At 66.0% G+C, this 15677-nt stretch carries 13 protein-coding genes; 7 read left to right on the forward strand and 6 right to left on the reverse strand.

What is annotated here, in order from left to right; translation table 11 throughout:
- Window positions 1-53: 53 nt before the first annotated feature.
- Window positions 54-2585 (reverse strand): ATP-dependent helicase HrpB, encoded by a 2532-nt coding sequence (gene hrpB / locus CKW13_RS15925; protein WP_095109579.1) that lies wholly within the window; start codon window positions 2583-2585, stop codon window positions 54-56.
- A gap of 117 nt (window positions 2586-2702) precedes the next feature.
- Between hrpB and CKW13_RS15930 the strand changes: the two genes are divergently transcribed.
- Together CKW13_RS15930 and CKW13_RS15935 are read left to right on the forward strand one after the other, a co-directional pair.
- Window positions 2703-3122 (forward strand): polyribonucleotide nucleotidyltransferase, encoded by a 420-nt coding sequence (locus tag CKW13_RS15930; RefSeq protein ID WP_095109580.1) that lies wholly within the window; start codon window positions 2703-2705, stop codon window positions 3120-3122.
- Window positions 3123-3149: 27 nt separating this feature from the next.
- Window positions 3150-4037: a cation diffusion facilitator family transporter gene (locus tag CKW13_RS15935; RefSeq protein ID WP_095109581.1), complete on the forward strand. Its 888-nt coding sequence runs from the start codon at window positions 3150-3152 to the stop codon at window positions 4035-4037.
- Here CKW13_RS15935 and CKW13_RS15940 read toward each other — a convergent pair.
- Window positions 4031-4969 (reverse strand): DUF6515 family protein, encoded by a 939-nt coding sequence (locus CKW13_RS15940; protein WP_095109582.1) that lies wholly within the window; start codon window positions 4967-4969, stop codon window positions 4031-4033. The genes CKW13_RS15935 and CKW13_RS15940 overlap by 7 nt on opposite strands.
- A gap of 418 nt (window positions 4970-5387) precedes the next feature.
- Here CKW13_RS15940 and CKW13_RS15945 point away from each other — a divergent pair, with 418 nt between their 5' ends.
- Both CKW13_RS15945 and CKW13_RS15950 read left to right on the forward strand, forming a co-directional pair.
- Window positions 5388-5867, forward strand: a complete 480-nt coding sequence (locus tag CKW13_RS15945) for an Lrp/AsnC family transcriptional regulator (RefSeq protein ID WP_095109583.1) — start codon at window positions 5388-5390, stop codon at window positions 5865-5867.
- Window positions 5868-5994: 127 nt separating this feature from the next.
- The gene (locus CKW13_RS15950; protein WP_095109584.1) at window positions 5995-6204 is read left to right on the forward strand and encodes a DUF2788 domain-containing protein; all 210 of its coding nucleotides are present in this window, start codon (window positions 5995-5997) and stop codon (window positions 6202-6204) included.
- Here CKW13_RS15950 and CKW13_RS15955 read toward each other — a convergent pair.
- The 4 genes from CKW13_RS15955 to CKW13_RS15970 form a co-directional block, all read right to left on the reverse strand.
- Window positions 6199-6765, reverse strand: a complete 567-nt coding sequence (locus tag CKW13_RS15955) for a pseudouridine synthase (RefSeq protein ID WP_176465122.1) — start codon at window positions 6763-6765, stop codon at window positions 6199-6201. The genes CKW13_RS15950 and CKW13_RS15955 overlap by 6 nt on opposite strands.
- A gap of 139 nt (window positions 6766-6904) precedes the next feature.
- Window positions 6905-8377, reverse strand: coding sequence for an AMP nucleosidase (gene amn, locus CKW13_RS15960; protein ID WP_176465118.1), 1473 nt, complete (start codon window positions 8375-8377; stop codon window positions 6905-6907).
- Window positions 8378-8547: 170 nt separating this feature from the next.
- Window positions 8548-10197: an acyl-CoA dehydrogenase family protein gene (locus CKW13_RS15965; protein WP_095109587.1), complete on the reverse strand. Its 1650-nt coding sequence runs from the start codon at window positions 10195-10197 to the stop codon at window positions 8548-8550.
- 72 nt (window positions 10198-10269) lie between these two features.
- Complete coding sequence (locus CKW13_RS15970; RefSeq protein ID WP_095109588.1) at window positions 10270-12645, reverse strand: hybrid sensor histidine kinase/response regulator; 2376 nt, start codon at window positions 12643-12645, stop codon at window positions 10270-10272.
- Window positions 12646-12923: 278 nt separating this feature from the next.
- Here CKW13_RS15970 and CKW13_RS15975 point away from each other — a divergent pair, with 278 nt between their 5' ends.
- The 3 genes from CKW13_RS15975 to hemL are packed head-to-tail and all read left to right on the forward strand — an operon-like array spanning window position 12924 to window position 15663.
- Window positions 12924-13721: a hydroxymethylpyrimidine/phosphomethylpyrimidine kinase gene (locus CKW13_RS15975; RefSeq protein WP_095109589.1), complete on the forward strand. Its 798-nt coding sequence runs from the start codon at window positions 12924-12926 to the stop codon at window positions 13719-13721.
- An 18-nt stretch (window positions 13722-13739) separates the two neighbouring features.
- On the forward strand, window positions 13740-14363 hold the full coding sequence (thiE, locus tag CKW13_RS15980) for a thiamine phosphate synthase (protein WP_095109590.1): 624 nt from the start codon (window positions 13740-13742) through the stop codon (window positions 14361-14363).
- Window positions 14364-14379: 16 nt separating this feature from the next.
- Window positions 14380-15663, forward strand: a complete 1284-nt coding sequence (gene hemL / locus CKW13_RS15985; protein ID WP_095109591.1) for a glutamate-1-semialdehyde 2,1-aminomutase — start codon at window positions 14380-14382, stop codon at window positions 15661-15663.
- The last annotated feature ends 14 nt before the right edge of the window (window positions 15664-15677 follow it).

Below are 15677 nucleotides of genomic sequence, written 5' to 3' on the forward strand. Positions count from 1 at the left end.
TGACGAGTGGTAGGGGTAAGACAGTTGCTCCCACAGAGGCACACCCCGCACTTTCACTTGCGCGGTTTGATCCGCGCCGTCGCTTCGGCCACGAGCGGGTCGTCGGGCCAGTAGTGCTTGGGGTAGCGGCCCTTGAGGTCTTTTTTCACTTCGGCGTAGGTGCTGCGCCAGAAGTTGGCCAGGTCCTGGGTGACTTGCACCGGGCGGCGCGCCGGGGACAGCAGGTGCAGCTTGACCACTTGGCGCCCGCCGGCGATGCGCGGGGTGTCGGCCAGGCCGAACAGTTCTTGCAGGCGTACGGCGAGGACGGGCGGGTGTTCGCTGTAGTCCAGACGCACCGAGGAGCCCGAGGGCACTTTCAGGTGATGGGGCGCCAATTCGTCCAGGCGCTGCGGCAGCGGCCAGGGCAGCAGGTTGTGGACGATGCTGGGCAGTTCCAGGTTGGCGAAGTGGCTCAGGCGCGAAACCTTGCCCAGGTACGGCAGCAGCCATTGCTCCAGGCCCGCCAGTAACGCGGCGTCGCTGACATCCGGCCACGGGCTCTGGCCCTGGGCGTCGAGGTCGAGTTGGCGCAGCAAGGCAACGCGCGCCTGCCATTGGCGCAGTTCGGGGGTCCAGGGCAGCAGCTCCAGACCTTTACGCCGCACCAGGCCCACCAGCGCCAGGCTGCGCGCCGCTTCGTCCAGGCCCGTCAGCGGCTCGCGGCTGAGCACCAGTTCGCCGACCTTGCGCTGGCGTTCGGCGCGCAGCACGCCTTCGCGTTCGTCCCAGTCCAGTTGATCCACGGTGCGCACCTGCTCGGCGAGCACCGAGTCGAACAGCGCCGGGTCGAAATCGGCGGCCAGGTAGATGCGTTCTTCGCGCTGGCCCTGGCGGCTGCCCAGGTCGGCGATCACCAGCCAGGGCTGTTTCATCAGGCTATCGGCTTCGGCGAACAGAGCGGCGCGGCCGTTGGCCAGGCGATATTCGGCGCCGCCGGCGCGGCGTTGCTGGGCGACGCGGTCGGGGTAGGCCAGGGCCAACAAGGCGCCGAGCCAGCGCGGGTGGGCCGGGTCGGCCACCGGCGCCTGGGCCTGGGTACGCAGGTAGCCGCGGTACTGGCGCGCCAGTTGCCGCGCCCGCTGCACCCCGCCCTGGGCAGCGCGTGCGGCCCGTTGTTCGCCGCCCAGCAGCGCCAAGCGGCTATGCAGGTCAGCCCCGGCGCCGCGCAGGATGTCGCGCTCGCCCAGCAACGCGGCGACGTCGCAGGCCATATCCGCCAACCCCAGGGCCTGGCCGCGCAACAGTAAGTGGGCGATGCGCGGGTGGGCCGGCAGCTCAGCCATGGCTTGGCCGTGGGCGGTGAGCTTGCATTCGCCGCTGCCCGCACCCTGCAGGGCGCCGAGGCGTTCGAGCAGGTCCTGGGCCTGGGCATACGCGGCAGCGGGCGGTTGGTCGAGCCACACCAGTTGCCCCGGCGTCACACCCCAGCGCCCCAGTTGCAGGGCCAACGCAGCTAAATCCGCCGAAAGAATCTCGGCGCTGCCATAAGCCGCCAGTTGTTCGTGCTGGTCTTCGGACCACAAGCGGTAACACACGCCCGGTTCCAGGCGCCCGGCACGCCCGGCACGCTGGGTGGCGCTGGCACGGGAGATGCGCTGGGTGTCCAGGCGCGTCATGCCGCTGCCCGGGTCGAAACGCGGCACCCGCGCCAGCCCGGCGTCGATCACCACGCGCACACCGTCGATGGTCAGGCTGGTTTCAGCGATGTTGGTGGCCAGCACCACTTTGCGTTGGCCGGCGGGGGCCGGGTCGATGGCTGCACGTTGCGCCGCCAGGTCCAACTCGCCGTGCAGCGGGCAGAGCAACACGATGTTTTGCTCGCCCAAAGCATCGGCCAGTTGCTGGTGTACGCGGCGGATTTCCGCTTGCCCGGGCAAGAACACCAGCAGGCTGCCGGTCTCGTCATGCAGCGCTTCAAGGATGGTCTGCACCAGGCGTGGCTCAATGAACTCCCCGGCCTGGAACGGCCGCCCCCAGCGCATCGCCACCGGGTACATGCGGCCCTGGCTGCGCAAAATCGGCGCGTCGCCCAGCAGGCTGGCCAGGCGCTCGCCTTCCAGGGTGGCGGACATCAGCAGGATTTTCAGCGGTTGCTCATCGCGAAACAGCTCCCGGCCATTGAGGCTCAGGGCCAGCGCCAGGTCGGCGTCGAGGCTGCGTTCGTGGAATTCGTCGAAGATCAGCAGGCCCACGCCTTCGAGCGCCGGGTCGTCCTGCAGGCGCCGGGTGAGGATGCCTTCGGTGACCACTTCGATGCGCGTGTTAGGGCCGACCTTGCTGTCCAGGCGGATGCGGTAGCCCACGGTTTGCCCGACCTTTTCCCCCAGTTCGCTGGCCAGCCGCTCGGCCGCCGCCCGCGCCGCCAGGCGCCGGGGTTCGAGCATGAGGATGGTTTGCCCGGCCAGCCACGGCTCATTGAGCAGGGCCAGGGGCACGCGGGTGGTCTTGCCGGCGCCGGGCGGCGCTTCGAGCACCGCTTCGTGGCGTTCGGCCAGGGCGGCGCGCAGCGCGGGGATGACGTCATCAATAGGCAGGGAAATCATGCTGGCTCCAAAACAGAGCGGCGAGTATAACGGCGAACTGCGCGGCGTTAATCAGGGTCTGAACGGTTCAGGCCCTGCCCTTTTACTGTTGGCCGCATCTTTACCCAGGAGATTGTCATGCGTATCCCTTCCCGCCTCGTCGGTGGCGTTCTGCTCGCCACTCTGGTGACCCAACTGGCCGCGTGCGGCTCGATTTTCTACCCCGACCGGCGCGGCCAGATCGAAGGCCGCATCGACCCGCTGGTGGCCGGGCTCAACGCTGTGGGCCTGTTGTTCTACGTGATCCCGGGGCTGATCGCCTTCGCCGTCGACTTCGCCACCGGCGCCATTTACCTGGAACCGGGCAAGACCGCGCAGATCGACCCGCAAAAACTCCAGCCCGCGGTGAACGCCGATGGCCAGGTGGACAGGCAAAAGCTGCAAGCCATTCTTGAAACCGAACTGGGCCGCAGCTTCCCGTTGGACGACCCGCGCCTGATCCAGCACAAGGGCAGCGCCCAGCAATTGGCGATGTACGCCCTACCGCCAGCGGCCTGAACCGCCTTCCAAGGAGCCTGATGGCTTATGACCAGTAGCCCCGAACACGCCCGTTTGTTGCGCCTGGCCACCCGCGCTTCGCTGGCGGTGGCCTCGATCCTGATTGTCAGTAAGGCCATCGCCTGGTGGCTGAGCGGCTCCGTCAGCCTGCTGGCGGGGCTGACGGACTCGATGCTCGACGGTGCGGCGTCCTTTCTCAACCTGCTGGCGGTGCATTACGCCTTGCGCCCGGCCGATGACGGCCACCGCTACGGCCACGGCAAGGCCGAATCCCTCGCGGGTATGGCGCAGGCGCTGTTTATCGCGGCGAGTGCGGTGCTGGTCGCGGTACAAGCCATCGATCGCCTGAAAAACCCTGAGCCGTTGGGTGCGCCGTGGATTGGCATCGGCGTGATGCTGCTGTCCCTGGCGCTGACCGTGGCGCTGCTGATGGTGCAACACCGGGTGATCCGCGAAACCGGCTCCACGGCGGTGCGCGCCGATTCGCTGCACTACCGCTCGGACCTGCTGCTCAACAGCAGCATCCTGGTAGCGCTGGTGCTGGCCAGTTTTGGCTGGCAACAACTGGACGCCTGGTTCGGCCTGGCGATTGCTGTGTACATCCTCTGGAGCGCGGTGCAGATCGCCCGGGAAAGCCTGGCGGTGCTGATGGACGAAGAGCTGCCGGCGGATGTCAGCCAGCACATGCTGGAGCTGGCCTGTGGCGTGCCCGGCGTGCTCGGCGCCCATGATCTGCGCACGCGGATCTCGGGCAATCACTGGTTCGTGCAGTTGCACCTGGAGTTGCCGGGGGAGCTGACCCTGTCGGTGGCCCATGGCATCAGCGACCGCGCCGCTGAGGCGATCCACGCCGCCTACCCGCGGGCCGAAGTGCTGGTGCACGCCGACCCACAGGAAGTGGTCCAGCGTCAGTAGGTCACCTGGTAGCCCCGTGAGGCAAGGCAACCGCCCTTCGCCTGGCGGTAGGCCTGCACCACGGCGGGGGCCGGGGCGTAGGTGACGGTGGCGGGGTCGAAGCCGCTTTGCTGCACCGCCCAGCGGTAGCAGTCGTCACCGTCCTGTTGGATTTGCTCGGGGCTTTGGCCGTTGGCCGGGTAGGCGAGCACGTCATAGCCATTGCTGGCCGGTGGCGGCGGTTGCACCGGTTCCTGCACCACCACGTACTGGCGGGTGTCCGGCTCGTAGAGGTAGTAGGCGCCGGCGGCGAGGAAAAACAGCGAGCCGCCGATCCACATTTCCCGCGCATAGTCGGGCAAGTAGCTCACACGGATGCCGTAGGGCGGGCGCACCACCACGTAGCGCGGGCCTTGCGGGCGATACCAGTAGCCAGCGGAGTAGAAGTAGTCCTGGCCGTGATAGGGCACCCGGTAGTTGCGCTCGGGAAAGCGATCCGTCTCATGGCCGGGGCGGTATTGCGGGCCGGGGCCCCAGCCATTGCCATGGCCGCCCGGGCGCCCCGGCCAGCGGTTGTCGCCAGGGCGCGAAGTGCCGTAGTACGAATCGCCAGGGCGCCGCGGCACGTCCTGGTAGTAGCCGCGCTGAGGGTCTTGGGTTTGGCGCACGCTGTCGGGGCGGCTCTGGATCGGCAGGTTGTTTTGCGGTGCAGGGCGGCCCTGGGCGTTGGGGTCCTGGGGTGGTGAATAGAGCTGCTGGCCAGCGCCCGATGGCCGATTTGGCTCGAATTGGCGGCTGTTGTCGCCACGGATGATCTCGTTGCTCTGCCCCTGCTCACGCGGGCCGCCCTGCTGCGGCCCGCGGCCGTTATCCCGCTCGTCGGCCAGCGCTGGGGCGCCCACGCCCATGCACAGCAAACCAACACCTGCCAGACGCCAGATGCGCGACTTCATGTTCTTCCTCACTGCAATTGGGGGGATGTGCTGCATCAGACTGGCATAGCCTGCCACTGTTGCCGCGACAGGTTAGCAGCGCGGCGGGTTATTTCGCAGACAAGAAAAAGGGAGACCCGTCGGCCTCCCTCTGAATGCTTCGTCCGTGCTCGGCGCTTATGACGCCGGCTCACCTCACGCCGTCTTCTGGACAGTGTGTAGCCCGGGGGCCAACTCAGCCCCTGTGGGGGTGGTGGCCGCGGCTGGCCTGATTCGGCGGGCCGCTGTGGACTGTTTGTCCGGGCAGTGATTCTGTTGCAAAGCATAGGCTTGGCGCGCCAGCAGAGGATTGCGAAGATTGCGGAAATAAACATAGCTTGCGCAATTTTTTACTCCAGACAGATAATTCGCCGCAATAGTTATGACAAAGGCCTAATCCATGAGCAAACTTGACCGGTATGACCTGAGCATTTTGGCGGAATTGCAGCGTGACGCCCGTATCTCCAACCAGGAATTGGCCGAACGCATCGGCCTGTCGCCCTCGCCCTGCTCGCGCCGGGTCAAGCAATTGGAAGACGACGGTTACATCGCCCGCCAGGTCGCCTTGCTCGACCGCAAGATGCTCGGCCTGAGCCTCACCGCTTACGTGCTGATCGGCATGGACCGCCACACCCCCGAGCGTTTCGAGAACTTCGAGGCCGCCATCCGCAGCCTGCCGCAAGTGCTCGAATGCAGCCTGGTAACGGGCGTGGACGCCGATTACCAGCTCAAAGTGGTGGTGCCGGACATGGACCACTATCAAAAACTGCTGCTGGGCCACCTGACCCGCATCGATGGCGTGACCAGCGTGCGCTCCAGCTTCGTGCTCAACCAGGTACTCAACAGCACCGAACTGCCGTTGACCCATTTGCGTAGCTGACCAACGCGCTTCGGGTTGGGGGTGGCCTCCTGCGCTGTGGCAGAGCGCCGCAGGTCAATGCGCCGCGCCCAGCCCTTGGCGTATACTCGCCCGGCCTTTTTTGCCGTGCCTGCGTTGGAGTGCCCCGATGGATCCTGCATTACTTGAAGAGTGGATGATGACCGGCCTGGTCAGCGTCCTGATTATTTTCATGGGTTTCATCGTCTGGGACCTGGCGAAGAAGTCCAAGGCCGGGCGTTTCGGTTCGTTCATCCTGTTTTTCGTGCTGGGCCTGGGCGTGGCCGCGTTCATCATTAAAAGCGTGGTGATTGGCCTGATCGAATCCGGCGCCTTATAAGCGCGCCGGCACTTCCCGGTATTGGCCCTGATCGAGCCCCTCGATAGACCAGTCGCCGATCCGCACCCGCACCAGGCGCAAGGTCGGCAAACCGACCGCCGCCGTCATGCGCCGCACCTGGCGGTTGCGCCCCTCGCGAATCACCAGTTCCAGCCACGCGGTCGGTACGCTCAGGCGAAACCGCACCGGCGGGTTGCGCGGCCACAGTTGCGGCGCGTCCAGGCGCCGCGCCTGGGCCGGCAGGGTCATGCCGTCATTCAACTCCACACCCTCGCACAACTGCCGCAATTGCTCGTCCGTGGGCTCGCCCTCCACTTGTACCCAATAGGTTTTCGCCAGTTTGTGCTTGGGGTCGGCGATCCGCGCCTGGAGCTGGCCGTCGTTGGTCAGCAGCAACAAGCCTTCGCTGTCGCGGTCCAGGCGCCCGGCCGGGTAAATACCGGGGATGGGGATGAAGTCCTTGAGCGTCGCCCGCCCTTGCCCGTCGCTGAACTGGGTCAGCACATCGAAGGGTTTGTTGAACAGGATCAGCTTCGGCTCGGCCGGCGGGGCCTTGGCCACGCGGCGCGCGGTGGCGGGCGCAGGCTTGGCGCCGGGGCGGCGCGCAGGGGGACGGGGGGGACGGGGCATGGCAACGACAACATCTAACGGTCAGGGCCGACCATGCTAGTGGCCCCACCGTTAAATGACCACCGCCCTGTCAGCGGAACGGCGGCTCGTCGAAGCTGCGCAGTTTGCGCGAGTGCAGGGAGTTGAGTTCGGTGCGCAGCAGGTCGACCGCTTCGATGCCGATCTTCAAATGCTGGCTCACCGCACGCTCGTAGAACGCATTCGCCGAGCCGGGCAGCTTGATTTCGCTGTGCAGCGGTTTGTCCGAGACGCACAGCAGCGTGCCGTAGGGCACCCGCAGGCGATAACCCTGGGCGGCGATGGTGCCGCTTTCCATGTCCACCGCCACGGCACGGGAGAGGTTAATCAGTGGCCGTTCCTGGGCCCAGCGCAGTTCCCAGTTGCGGTCGTCGTAGGTCAACACGGTGCCGGTGCGCAGGCGTTTTTTCAGCGCCTCGCCCTTCTCCCCGGTGACATTCGCCGCTGCCTGCTGCAATGCCATCTGCACTTCGGCCAGGGCCGGGATCGGGATGTTCGGCGGCACCACGCGGTCGAGGATGCCGTCGCGGCGCATGTAGGCGTGGGCCAGTACGTAGTCGCCGATGGTCTGGGATTGGCGCAGGCCGCCGCAGTGGCCGATCATCAGCCAGCAGTGCGGGCGCAACACGGCCAAGTGGTCGGTGATGTTCTTGGCGTTGGACGGGCCGACGCCAATGTTGACCAGGGTCACGCCGTGGCCGTCGCTGGCCTGCAAGTGATAGGCGGGCATCTGGTAGCGGTGCCAGACCACGCCCGCGGCGATGGCCGAGGCTTCGCCGTGGTCCATGGCTTTTTCGATAATCACGTTGCCCGGCAGCACCATGCGCACGAAACGCGGGTCGTTGCGCAGCCGTTCCAGGCCATGGACGATGAATTGGTCGACGTAGCGGTGGTAGTTGGTCAGCAGGATCCACGGCTGTACATGGCGCCAGTCGCTACCGGTGTAATGCACCAGGCGCCGCAGGGAAAAGTCCACGCGCGCGGCGTCGAACAGGGCCAGGGGCAAGGGGTCGGTGTTTTCCCAGTCGTAGAGGCCGTCGGCGATGCCATCGGTGGCGGCCGACAGGTCGGTGCTGGGGAACACCCGCGCCAGCACGGCGGCAGTCACCCCGGAGCCGGCCAGTTCATCGCCCTGCTCGACCACGTAGGGGTAGGGAATGTTCTGCGCGCTGACACCCACTTCCACGGTCACGGTGAAGTCGTGCATCAGCGGTTCGAGTTGCTCCAGCAGGTACTTACGGAACGCCGCCGGGTGGGTCACGGTGACGCTGTAGGTGCCCGGCAGTTGCACCTTGGCGTAAGCGCGGGTGGTTTGTGGGACTTCGCCTTGGCAGAGGTAGGTCAGGCGCAGTTCCGGGTAGCGAAACAAGGCACGCTGCGCGGCGTCGGGTTCGATTCGGTCTTTGAGGTATTGCTTGAGGGCTTGATTCAATGCACGGGTGGCGCGCTCGTGCAGAGCAGCGAGGCGGTCCACGGCTTGCTCGGCGGTTTGAACGACAATAAAAGCTTCGGTCACGGTAAGCATCCTGTGTTCTGACGTGCAGGCCGTTATCTTGCCTGCATCGTCGTGTCACGGGAACACAGGATTTGCAGAACCTACCGTAGCAAGCGAGCGCGGTGGCATAGCGGCCGCAGATCGTCAGGCCCCACCACCGCCAGGGCTGCTGCGCACCCCAGCGCGGGCGAGCCTGCTGGCTACGCCAACGGCGGGGTGGCGCGCGCGACGATGGCTGCCACATCCACGCCCCGGGGCAAGGTGCCGTAGGCGCGCCCGCCACCCGCTAAGCGGCTGGCGATGAAACCGTCGCTGACGCTGGCATTGCCGGCCTCCAGCAGCAGTTTGGCTTGCAGGCCCAGGGCGATGTCTTCGGTCAGTTGGCGGGCGCGGTACTGGATGTCGTCGGTGTCGCGAAAGGCGTTTTTCAGCGCCTCGATATGGGCGGCCAGGCGTTTGTCGCCGTGGCCGTCACCCAGTTCGACGAACAGCGCATCGAGCACCCCCGGCTCTTTGGACAGGGCCCGCAGCACATCCAGGCATTGCACGTTGCCCGAGCCTTCCCAAGTCGAATTCACCGGCGCTTCGCGGTAGAGGCGCGGCAGGATGCTGTCCTCCACATAGCCAGCACCGCCCATGCATTCGGCCGCTTCGTTAATCATGGCCGGGGCACGCTTGCAGATCCAATACTTGCCCACCGCCGTCACCAAGCGGGCGAACTTGGCTTCCTGGCTGTCGTCGAGGTGGTCCAGGGCGCGACCCATGCGCAGGCTCAGGGCCAGGGCGGCTTCGCTTTCCAGGGCCAGGTCGGCGAGCACGTTCTGCATCAACGGTTGTTCGGCGAGCAGCCGCCCGCCCACTTGCCGGTGGGCACAATGATGGCTCGCCTGGGTCAGGGCCTGGCGCATCAGGGCGCTGGAGCCGACCATGCAGTCGAAGCGGGTCATGGCGACCATTTCGATGATGGTCGGCACGCCGCGCCCTTCCTCGCCCACCATCCAGGCCAGGGCGCCGCGGAACTCCACTTCGCTGGAAGCGTTGGAGCAGTTGCCGAGTTTGTTTTTCAGGCGCTGGATGTAGAACTGGTTGCGGCTGTCGTCCGGGCGGTGGCGCGGCAGCAGAAAGCAGGTCAGGCCCTTATCGGTGTGCGCCAGGGTGAGGAAGGCGTCGCACATCGGCGCCGAACAGAACCACTTGTGGCCCACCAGTTCATAGGCCTGGCCCGGGCCCGTCGCGCCCACCGGGTAGGCTTTGGTGGTGTTGGCGCGCACATCGGTGCCACCCTGTTTCTCGGTCATGGCCATGCCAATGGTCACGCCTGCCTTGTGGGCCATGCCGATGTTGCGCGGGTCGTACTCGGTGGCCAAAACCTTGGGCAGCCATTGCTCGGCGATGTCCGGTTGCAGCCGCAGGGCGGGCACGGAGGCGAAGGTCATGGTCAACGGGCAACCGCTGCCCGCCTCGGCCTGGCTGTGCAAGTAGGTCATGGCGGCGCGGGCAACATGGGCGCCGGGCTGCGGCGCGGCCCAGGGCAAGGAGGTCAGGCCATGCTCGATCGCGGTGCGCATCAGTTCGTGGTAAGCGGGATGGAATTCCACCAGGTCAACGCGATGGCCATAGCGGTCATGGCTGGCGAACACCGGTTTGTTCTGGTTGGCCAGGAACCCGGCGGCCATCAGTGGCCCACCGGCCAGTTCGCCGTAGTGGTCGATGCGCGATTGCGCCCAACCTGCGCCAAACCGCGCGGCCCATTCCTGTAGCGGCAGGTCGATGCGGTAGAGGTTAGTGCCATCCAGGGACGGTGGCTGGTTGGTGACCTCGTGGGTTTCGGCGAACTGATGCAGGTTCATGGCGGGGCTCCTTGGGTGGCTCGAAGGGCCAGTTAAGCACCGCCCCGCGGCCGAACAAAGTGGCATACGCGCCTAAATATCGGCGCTTTCGCCCTCTACCCGACAGAGCACCCGGCGCAGCAGAATCGCCTGCAACGCCTCGAATTTCACCGGTTTGCTCACATACTCGATCGCACCGTCACACCGCTCACGCTCCGGCGCCTGGGTCGCCACCAGCAGCGGCAGGTCGGCGTAGCCCGCCAAGGCGTGCAACTGGCAGCACAGCGACACGCCATCGGCGCGCAAGCGATGGCCATCGAGCAGCACCGCATCGATCCTTTCGCGCAACATCACGGCCCGTGCGTCCTCACAGCCCTCGGCGGTGCGTACCCGGTAGCCGAGCTTGAGCAACATGCCGCGCATTACCCGTTGGTTGCCGCTGTTGTCGTCCACCAGCAACACCGTGCACGCCTCGGGCATGCGCTGCGCCAACGGCCCCGCCGCACGGGCCGGCGGCGTGGCGGCGCAAGGCAAGGCTTCGACTTCCAGTTCCAGCTCGAAGCGGCTGCCGCGCCCCGGTGTGGACTGGTGATGCAAGCGCCCGCCGAGGAGTTCGACCAACTGGCGGCAAATCGCCAGGCCCACGCCGAGGCCGCCGTAGCCGCGGGTCATCGACCCGTCGAGTTGGTAGAAACGCTGGTACAGCACCGCTTCGTCCCGCTCGGTGAAGCCGATGCCGCTGTCGGTCACCGTGCACGACAGGCGCAAGCGCTGCTCGCCAACGCGCTGGCCAGTGACCCGCAACTCCACGCCGCCGCTGTGGGTGAATTTGATGGCATTGTCGAGCAGGCATTCCAGGCATTGCGCCAGCTTGTCGCGATCACCGCGCAGGCGATCGGCCAGCACCGGGGTCACCTCAATGCGAAAGCCCAATGGCTTGCTCGCCGCATTTCCGGCGAACTGCGCCTGCAAGCCATCGAGCATGCGGCGCAGGCTGAAATCCTCGTGCTGCACGGTGAGCCGCCCAGCCTGCAACTGGGTCAGGGTGAGGATGCCGTTGACCAGGCGCATCATGTCCCGCGCCGAAGTGGCGGCGGTTTGCTGGTATTGGGCCAGCTCGGGGTCCAGTTCCAGGGTCTGCATCAGTTCCAGCGAGCCGATCACGCCATTCATCGGCGTGCGCAGTTCGTGGGTCAGGGTGGCGAGGAATTCGTCCTTGAGGCGGTTGCTGTGGGCCAGCTCCTGGTTGAGCATTTCGAGCGTGTGGCTGGCCTCGGCCAAGGTGCGCGCCTGCTGCTCGCGCATGCCGTTGATGCGGTCGGCCAGGGCCAGGGACAGCAGCGCCACCTCCACCGCCGAGCCGATCTGGCTGGCGTACATGGTCAGGAACACATTGGGCAGGTAGCCCAGCACCATCAGGGTATTGACCACCCCGCCGAGCAAAAACGCCGACCAGGCAATGATGAAGTAGCGCGCCACCCGCAGGCCGCGCCACCAAGCGAACACCCCGGCGGCGAAAATCGCCACGGTGAAGATCAGCGCCAGGGCAGTCGCCAGGCGCAGGGCCAGGGCGTAACTGGTCATCAGCGACAAACCAACGACCACGGCGCTGCCGGCAATCAGCGCCACTAATCCGCCATCAAGCCAGCGGCTGAGGCGAGCAGTTTGTAGGAAGCTGCGGGCGAACTGGCTGCCAAACAGCGCCGCCAAACCGATGAAAAACGGCGTTGCGGCGTTGGCCCACCAGGGGTTGTCGGGCCAGAAATATTCCACCGCCGCGCCGTTGACCGAGAGCTGGTAGAGGCCGAACGCGGCGATATAGAGGATGTAATACAGGTAGCTGGTGTCGCGCACCGCCAGGTAAATGAACAGGTTGTAGACCAACATGCCCAGCAGCACGCCGTAGATCACCCCCAGCACATACAGGCGCAAGGGCTGCGCTTCCAGGTACGCGGTGCTCGACCACAGGGTCAGCGGCGCCTGGATCGAGCCTTCGCTTTGCAGGCGCAAATACAGGGTGCGGGGCTGGCCGGCGGCGAGGTCCAGGTCGAAAAGATAGTTGTTCTGGCGGATCTGCCGGGTGCCGAAGGGCAAGGCGTCGCCGGTGCGCCCGGCCAATTGCAAGCGGCCCATGGCGTCGGCCAGGTACAAATCCAAGTGGTCGAGGGGCGGGTAGGCCAGTTCCAGCAGCCAATTACGCGGGGCGTTGGCCTGGGTCGGGCGGTACAGCAGGTCTACCTTGAGCCAGAACACCGAGCGCGAATAACCGGCATTGAGTGTGGCGCTGTCGTGGGGCTTGAAGCGGTCGGCCAGGGCTGGCGAACTCACGTCTTCGATGCGGGCCTGGCCGCTGGCGTCCTCGAACACTTGCATCGCCCGGCCCAGGGGAAGGCTGCGGGTGGTTTCGTTGAATTCGATGGCGTCGGCCAGCAGGGGCCAGCTCAACAGCAGCATCAGCAAATAGCGCATTAAAGCCCCGGCATAGCTCGTCCGATTGTGTCAGGAAGCCCCCCATTCCTTTTGAGTAGACGCAAACCGGCATGGCCTGTTGTTGGTTTGGATCCACTCTAACATAGCCACTACTGGCCTTTGAACACCATTTAATAGCTCAAGCTAAAGGCTCTAGGACGGGCATTACAGCGATTTCGCCGGTTAATTTACCTCGCCGCCGGATGATGGCATGCAGGCATACACGACAATTCTTACGGCGCTTTCGAAAAAAGCGTTTGGTGGTAAGCTCGCGCACCATGACTATCTACAGCTCTCGCCCCGTTGTCCTCTGTCTCTCCGGCCACGACCCCAGTGGTGGCGCCGGCCTGCAGGCAGATATCGAAGCCCTCATCGCCCAGGGTTGCCATGCCGCCACCGCGATCACCGCGCTGACCGTGCAAGACACCGTCAACGTCAGTGACTTTCGCGTGCTCGAGCGCGAGTGGGTGCTGGCCCAGGCCAACGCCGTGCTCAACGACTCCACCGTCGCCGCCGTCAAACTGGGAATGCTCGGTTCCCTGGAGATGGTCGATACCGTGGTCGAGTTGCTCACGGCCCACCCGCACCTGCCGGTGATCTGCGACCCGGTGCTGCGCGCCGGGGGCGGCGGGCGCCTGGGCAAGGATGAAGTCGGCTATGCGCTGCGCGAACGCCTGCTGCCGCTAGCCGTAATCGCCACGCCCAACCTGCCCGAAGCACGCATCCTCGCCGAACTGCCCGAGGGCAGCGCCGACGCATGCGCGGAAAAACTCCTGCCGTTCATCCAACACCTGCTGATTACCGGCGGCCACGGCGACGAGCAGCAAGTCCACAACCGCCTCTACAGCCGCGACGGCACGCGCCACACCTTTACCTGCCAGCGCTTGCCGGGCAGTTATCACGGCTCCGGTTGCACCCTGGCCAGCGCCCTCGCCGGGCGCCTGGCCCAGGGCGAAGCCTTGGTCAGCGCCGTGCAGTCGGCGCTCAATTACACCTGGCGCACCCTGCGCGATGCCGAACAGTTGGGCCAAGGCCAATTCGTGCCGCGGCGCCTGCCCCTGGATTTTTGCTCGTAACGCCATGAGGCTCGCCCGATGAAACTACGTGGCCTGTATGCCATCACCGATAGCCAACTGCTGGCCGGCAAGTTCCTCAATTATGTGGAGGCAGCGCTCGAAGGTGGCGTCACGCTGCTGCAGTACCGCGATAAAAGCAGCGACGAGGCCCGTCGCCTGCGCGAAGCCGAAGCCTTGCGTGGCTTGTGTGAACGCTACAAGACCCAACTGATAATCAACGACGACGCCGAACTGGCCGCACGGCTGGGCGTGGGTGTGCACCTGGGCCAGACCGACGGCCCGCTGACCCCGGCCCGGGCCCTGCTCGGGCGCGGGGCGATCATCGGTTCCACCTGCCATGCCCAACTGGCGTTGGCCGAACAAGCCGCCAGCGAGGGCGCCAGCTATGTCGCCTTTGGCCGCTTCTTCAATTCCAGCACCAAACCCGGCGCGCCCACCGCGACCCTCGACGTGCTCGACCAGGCTCGCGCCAAGCTGCACTTGCCGATCTGCGTGATCGGCGGCATCACCCTGGACAACGCCGCGCCCCTGGTGGCCCACGGTGCCGACCTGCTGGCGGTGGTGCATGGCCTGTTTGGCGCCGACACCGCGCAGCACGTCACGCGTCGCGCCCGCGCCTTCAACGACCTCTTCAACTCTTGATCCCGAGACCCCGCTCATGTCCCGTTCCGAAACCCTGTTTGCCAATGCCCAGAAACACATCCCCGGTGGCGTGAACTCGCCCGTTCGTGCGTTCAAGAGCGTGGGCGGCACGCCGCTGTTCTTCAAGCACGCCGAAGGCGCCTACGTCACCGACGAGGACGACAAGCGCTACGTTGACTACGTCGGCTCCTGGGGGCCGATGATCCTCGGCCACAGCCACCCCGACGTGCTGGACGCGGTGCGCAAGCAGCTTGAGCACGGCTTGTCGTACGGCGCGCCGACAGAAATGGAAACGCGCATGGCGGACCTGGTGTGCTCCATCGTGCCGTCAATGGAAATGGTGCGCATGGTCAGCTCCGGCACCGAAGCGACCATGAGCGCGATCCGCCTGGCCCGCGGCTTCACCGGCCGCGACAGCATCATCAAGTTTGAAGGCTGCTACCACGGCCACTCCGACAGCCTGCTGGTCAAGGCCGGCTCCGGCCTGCTGACCCAAGGCGTGCCCAGCTCGGCAGGCGTGCCGGCGGCGTTCGCCAAACACACCCTGACCCTGCCGTTCAACGACATCGCGGCGGTGGCGCAGATGCTCAGCGAAGTGGGCCAGGAAGTTGCGTGCATCATCGTCGAGCCCGTGGCCGGCAACATGAACTGCGTGCCGCCGGCGCCGGGTTTCCTCGAAGGCCTGCGCAGCCTGTGCGACCAGCACGGCGTGGTGCTGATTTTCGATGAAGTGATGACCGGTTTCCGCGTGGCCCTGGGCGGCGCCCAGGCTCACTACGGCGTCACCCCGGACCTGAGCACCTTCGGCAAGATCATCGGCGGCGGCATGCCGGTGGGCTGCTTCGGCGGCAAACGCGCGATCATGCAGCACATCGCACCGCTGGGCCCGGTCTACCAGGCCGGTACTTTGTCGGGCAACCCGCTGGCCATGGCCGCCGGCCTGACCACCCTGGGCCTTATCAGCCGCCCGGGCTTCCACGCCGAACTGACCGACTACACCACCCGCTTGCTCGACGGCCTGCAACAGCGCGCCGACGCGGCGGGCATCCCGTTCGTCACCACCCAGGCCGGCGGCATGTTCGGCTTGTACTTCAGTGGTGCGGACGACATCGTGACCTTCGATGACGTGATGGCCAGCGACGCCGACCTGTTCAAGCGCTTCTTCCATCTGATGCTCGACGGCGGCGTCTACCTGGCGCCGAGCGCCTTCGAGGCAGGTTTCACCTCCATCGCCCACGGCGACACCGAGCTGAAACTGACCCTCGATGCCGCCGAACGCGCCTTCGCTGCACTGAAGTGACCGCTCGCACCTGG

This window comes from Pseudomonas sp. Irchel 3E20, from assembly GCF_900187645.1.
Taxonomy (GTDB): domain Bacteria; phylum Pseudomonadota; class Gammaproteobacteria; order Pseudomonadales; family Pseudomonadaceae; genus Aquipseudomonas.

Bases quoted from the DNA above. Each gene is read 5' to 3' on its own strand.
- CKW13_RS15965 (WP_095109587.1), bottom strand. From the start codon at position 10,197: ATGAACCTGCATCAGTTCGCCGAAACCCACGAGGTCACCAACCAGCCA.
- CKW13_RS15945 (WP_095109583.1), top strand. From the start codon at position 5,388: ATGAGCAAACTTGACCGGTATGACCTGAGCATTTTGGCGGAATTGCAG.
- CKW13_RS15950 (WP_095109584.1), top strand. From the start codon at position 5,995: ATGGATCCTGCATTACTTGAAGAGTGGATGATGACCGGCCTGGTCAGC.
- CKW13_RS15930 (WP_095109580.1), top strand. From the start codon at position 2,703: ATGCGTATCCCTTCCCGCCTCGTCGGTGGCGTTCTGCTCGCCACTCTG.
- CKW13_RS15935 (WP_095109581.1), top strand. From the start codon at position 3,150: ATGACCAGTAGCCCCGAACACGCCCGTTTGTTGCGCCTGGCCACCCGC.
- hemL (WP_095109591.1), top strand. From the start codon at position 14,380: ATGTCCCGTTCCGAAACCCTGTTTGCCAATGCCCAGAAACACATCCCC.
- CKW13_RS15940 (WP_095109582.1), bottom strand. From the start codon at position 4,969: ATGAAGTCGCGCATCTGGCGTCTGGCAGGTGTTGGTTTGCTGTGCATG.
- CKW13_RS15975 (WP_095109589.1), top strand. From the start codon at position 12,924: ATGACTATCTACAGCTCTCGCCCCGTTGTCCTCTGTCTCTCCGGCCAC.
- amn (WP_176465118.1), bottom strand. From the start codon at position 8,377: ATGCTTACCGTGACCGAAGCTTTTATTGTCGTTCAAACCGCCGAGCAA.
- thiE (WP_095109590.1), top strand. From the start codon at position 13,740: ATGAAACTACGTGGCCTGTATGCCATCACCGATAGCCAACTGCTGGCC.
- hrpB (WP_095109579.1), bottom strand. From the start codon at position 2,585: ATGATTTCCCTGCCTATTGATGACGTCATCCCCGCGCTGCGCGCCGCC.
- CKW13_RS15970 (WP_095109588.1), bottom strand. From the start codon at position 12,645: ATGCGCTATTTGCTGATGCTGCTGTTGAGCTGGCCCCTGCTGGCCGAC.